The organism is Erwinia sp. ErVv1 (assembly GCF_900068895.1).
Taxonomy (GTDB): domain Bacteria; phylum Pseudomonadota; class Gammaproteobacteria; order Enterobacterales; family Enterobacteriaceae; genus Erwinia.
The window spans coordinates 620,397-624,682 of record NZ_CDPK01000002.1 but is presented as its reverse complement, the minus strand read 5'-3'; the positions used below and the strand labels follow the sequence as shown (position 1 = coordinate 624,682).

The following is a 4,286-nucleotide window of genomic DNA, read 5'->3' as shown; positions in this document are numbered from 1 at the left end:
GGGGACCGTTGTCACGCGGACACGCCGCAAGCACGTCCGTGTGGGCTCGGCTCGCGCATCCCTGCGCTCGACGGTCCGCTCAGCCAACGATCCCCGCCTGGCCTCTGGCTCCGTAGTCGCTGTTAAAAACCTCTTCATGGCCAGCTCCAGGCTACATAGCTGTCGACAGGTAATTTCTTGCCTGGCATAAGTGGTTTCGAGCTTNAAGCCCTGCGGGGACCGTTGTCACGCGGACACGCCGCAGGCACGTCCGTGTGGGCTCGGCTCGCGCATCCCTGCGCTCGACGGTCCGCTCAGCCAACGGTCCCCGCCTGGCCTCGGGCTACGTCGTCGCTGTTAAAAACCTCTTCATGGCCAGCTCCAGGCTACATAGCTGTCGACAGGTAATTTCTTGCCTGGCATAAGTGGTTTCGAGCTTCAGATCCTTAGCAATAAAGGCATGCCAATGAAGCAAATTCTGAGATTACTAAGTGAGGATACTTACAGCTCACGCCGCAGCCAGAAGGCGGTGTTGCGGAGCAGATAAGCCGGGTCTCTGCCGCAGGGATGCGGCAGTGAAGCCTCCAGGGAGGGATTTACGGCGCCCCGGCGTTCTGACCCGCAACATAGCCGTGTCACCGGAGCAGGTTTTGACCTTAAGATCCACCCCAGACTGGGAACTGTGACTGGCATCTGTGATGTTTACTGTTGTTGCGGGGCCGGGTGCTAAGCCCTGCGGGGACCGTTGTCACACGGACACGCCGCAGGCACGTCCGTGTGGGCTCGGCTCGCGCATCCCTGCGCTCGACGGTCCGCTCAGCCAACGGTCCCCGGCTGGCCTCTGGCTCCGTAGTCGCTGCTAAAAACCTCTTCATGTCCGGCCCCGGCTTACAACACTTTCGACAGATAATGCTGTCATGATCGGATCAGGTTTTGACCTTAGCCACTGCCAGAGAACCCACAGCCCACGCCGCAGCCAGAAGGCGGTGTTGCGGAGCAGATAAGCCGGGTCTCTGCCGCAGGGATGCGGCAGTGAAGCCCCCAGGGAAGGGTTTACGGCGCCCCGGCGTTCTGACCCGCAACATAGCCCTGTTACCGGAGCCGGTTTTGACCTTAACACTGCCAGAGTACAGCTCCCCATTCCACAGCCCTAACACCGCAGCCGGTTTTGACCTCCCTGCAAACAATACAAAAGCCAAAAAACACGTCATACCAGAAATGAGTTTAGGGTGTTGTAAAAAAGACATAATGGTATGTTCAAATAGAGAAGATGTAGCGATCGTGTTTATTTACTGAAACGTACCTACACGAGAACCCGCTTCACAACAGCGCTAAACAGTCGACATAAGGACGCATGATGACAGAGAGCAATATCCAGAATTTGCTTAGCAAACTCGAGTTACCACAGGATGAGGAAGCGCTTCGTTGGGTGACCTCACAAAACCTGCGCACGACAAACAAATTTGCCCATGGCGGACGTTTTCATCAGACGCAGCAAACAATATTGCAGTCGTTAAACGATCAATCGAATATCCCCTGGGTTAACCATTACCGCGAAACGGTTTATAACTTCTGGCAGGACGACAGGCATCCGCGCGGTATCTGGCGCCGTACTGCCGAAGCGTCATATCTGACGGCAGAGCCCGAATGGGAAACGGTGCTGGATATCGACCGTCTGAATGAACAGGAAGAAGCAAACTGGAGCTACCGTAGTGCCGATCTACTCTATCCTGATTACACGCGCGCGTTGATTTATTTATCGGGCGGTGGTGATGCCTGTGAGATTCGTGAGTTTGACCTGGTCAGTAAGTCTTTTATAAGCGATGGTTTTTATCTGAAAGAAAGCAAAAGCTTAGTCAGCTGGATTGATGAAAATAACCTGCTGCTGGCGCTTGATGGGGGCGGAGATACCCTTACTACATCGGGATATCCGCGCTGCGTTAGCCGTTGGCAGCGAGGCACCGCCCCGCATGAAGCGGCCTTAATTTACGCTGGCGAAACAACCGACATGGCGGTTTCAGCCTCGCACGATCCCACACCCGGCTTCGAAAAAAGTCTGGTGCATTGCAGCCAGGACTTCTATCACAGCCGCACTTATCTGCTGACCGCGCAGGACGAACTGGAATTTATAGACATTCCAGAAGACGCTTCTTGTGGCTTTTTTAACGCCTGGCTACTGGTTACGCTCAATACTGCCTGGCAGGTTGCGGAGACAATCTACCCCGCAGGCGCTCTGCTGGCGATAGATTTCGCGGCTTTCCAACAGGGGCAGCGCAACTTCAAAATACTGTTCACGCCGGATGCACATACGACGTTGCAGGGGTACAGTTCAACCCGGGATAACCTGATCCTCAATATGACTCAGGATGTGGTTGAGAAAGTTAAAATATTAAAAACTGAGAACGGTCAGTGGCGTGGTGTGAAAACGTTGGTTCTTCCAAACTTCACCAATATCTCTGCCTCAGGCATAGATATAGAGAGTAACCGCTACCAGGTAGTGAGTTATGGGTTTCTGCAATCCTGTTGCCTGAGCTATGGCGATCTGGATGCGGAAACACTCAGCGTAGTGAAGCAGGATCCGACATGCTTTGATGCGGCAGATTTTGAAGTCACTCAGCATTTTGCCGTGTCAACGGACGGCACTCATATTCCCTATTTTCAGGTCGCTGCCAAAGGGCTGGCACTTACCGGCGATCACCCAACGCTACTATACGGATATGGGGGGTTCGAGGTCTCTTTGACGCCCAATTATTTGGGCGCTAAGGGAAACACATGGCTGCATAAAGGCGGCGTTTACGTGATGGCGAATATCCGCGGGGGCGGGGAGTACGGTCCTGCCTGGCACCAGGCTGCTCTGAAACAGCATCGTCACCGCGCCTATGAAGATTTCGCGGCGGTAGCGAGCGATTTGATCGCACGTAAGGTGACGTGCGCGACCCGGCTCGCAGCGCAGGGGGGGAGCAACGGCGGGCTTCTGATTGGCAATATGCTGACGGACTATCCCGAACTGTTTGGTGCGCTGGTGTGTGAAGTTCCCCTGCTGGATATGACAAATTATCATCGCTGGCTGGCTGGGTCCTCGTGGATTGCCGAATATGGCGATCCGGAAATCGCCGAAGAGAGGGCGTGGCTGCAAAACTATTCACCGTTCGACAACGTTTCTGCTGATAAACGCTATCCGCCAACGCTATTTACTACCGGGACCCGGGACGACCGCGTAAGTCCGGCGCATGCACGCAAAATGGTCGCGCGTATGCAGCAACAGGGCCATGATAACGTCTGGTTGTATGAGGAAACAGAAGCGGGGCACGGTAGTGCGCCGGAGAATACTCAGACGGCATTTTATCATTCCCTGGTTGAAGAGTTTATGTGGAAAATGCTGACGGATCGATAAACCAGGCGATGTTCAGTTAGTGGGGCGGCCCTATGGATTATTTCCAGTGGGAACTTACCTGACTGGCATTTGTGATGTTTGCTGTCGTTGTGGGGATGGGGGGCAAAGCCCTGCGGGGACCCTTGTCACGCGGACACGCCGCAGGCACGTCCGTGTGGGGTCGGCTTGCGCATCCCTGCGCTTGATTGTCCGCTTAGGGTTCCCGCCTGGCCTCAGGCTACGCAGTAGCGGGTACTCGGTGCAAAGCCCTGCGGGGACCGTTGTCACGCGAACACGCCGCAGGCACATCCGTGTGGGCTCGGCTCGCGCATCCCTGCGCTCGACGGTCCGCTAAGCCAACGATCCCCGCCTGGCCACTGGCTACGTGGTCGCTGTTAAAGACGTTCTTACGTTCCGACTCTGCTTATCTAACTTTTGACAGATAATTTCTTGCCTGACATAAGTGATTTCGACCTTCAGGTCCGTGATAACAGAGGCATGCCACTGAATCAAATTCTGATCTACGCCAGAACATTAACAGCCCACTCCGCAGCCAGAAGGCGGTGTTGCGGAACAGATAAGCCGGGTCTCTGCCGCAGGGATGCGGCAGTGAAGCCCCCAGGGAGGGGTTTACGGCGCCCCGGCGTTCTGACCCGNGTTGCGGAACAGATAAGCCGGGTCTCTGCCGCAGGGATGCGGCAGTGAAGCCCCCAGGGAGGGGTTTACGGCGCCCCGGCGTTCTGACCCGTAACATAGCCGCGTCACCGGAGCAGGTTTTGACCTTACGGATGACAGTGTGTGGGGAACTGGCACCTGTGACGTTTACTGTTGTTGCGGGTATCTAGTGCAAAGCCCTGCGGGGACCGTTGTCACGCGGACCCGCCGCAAGCACGTCCGTGTGGGCTCGACTCGCGCATCCCTGCGCTCGACGGTC

Annotated in this window: 1 protein-coding gene; it reads left to right on the top strand. The window is 55.8% G+C overall.

What is annotated here, in order from left to right:
* The first annotated feature begins 1,336 nt into the window (after positions 1 to 1,336).
* Positions 1,337 to 3,373, top strand: coding sequence for a prolyl oligopeptidase family serine peptidase (locus tag A1830_RS04205; protein WP_067702151.1), 2,037 nt, complete (start codon positions 1,337 to 1,339; stop codon positions 3,371 to 3,373).
* Positions 3,374 to 4,286 lie beyond the last annotated feature (913 nt).

Coding starts and splice junctions, on each gene's coding strand:
- A1830_RS04205 (WP_067702151.1), top strand. CDS start 1,337: ATGACAGAGAGCAATATCCAGAATTTGCTTAGCAAACTCGAGTTACCA.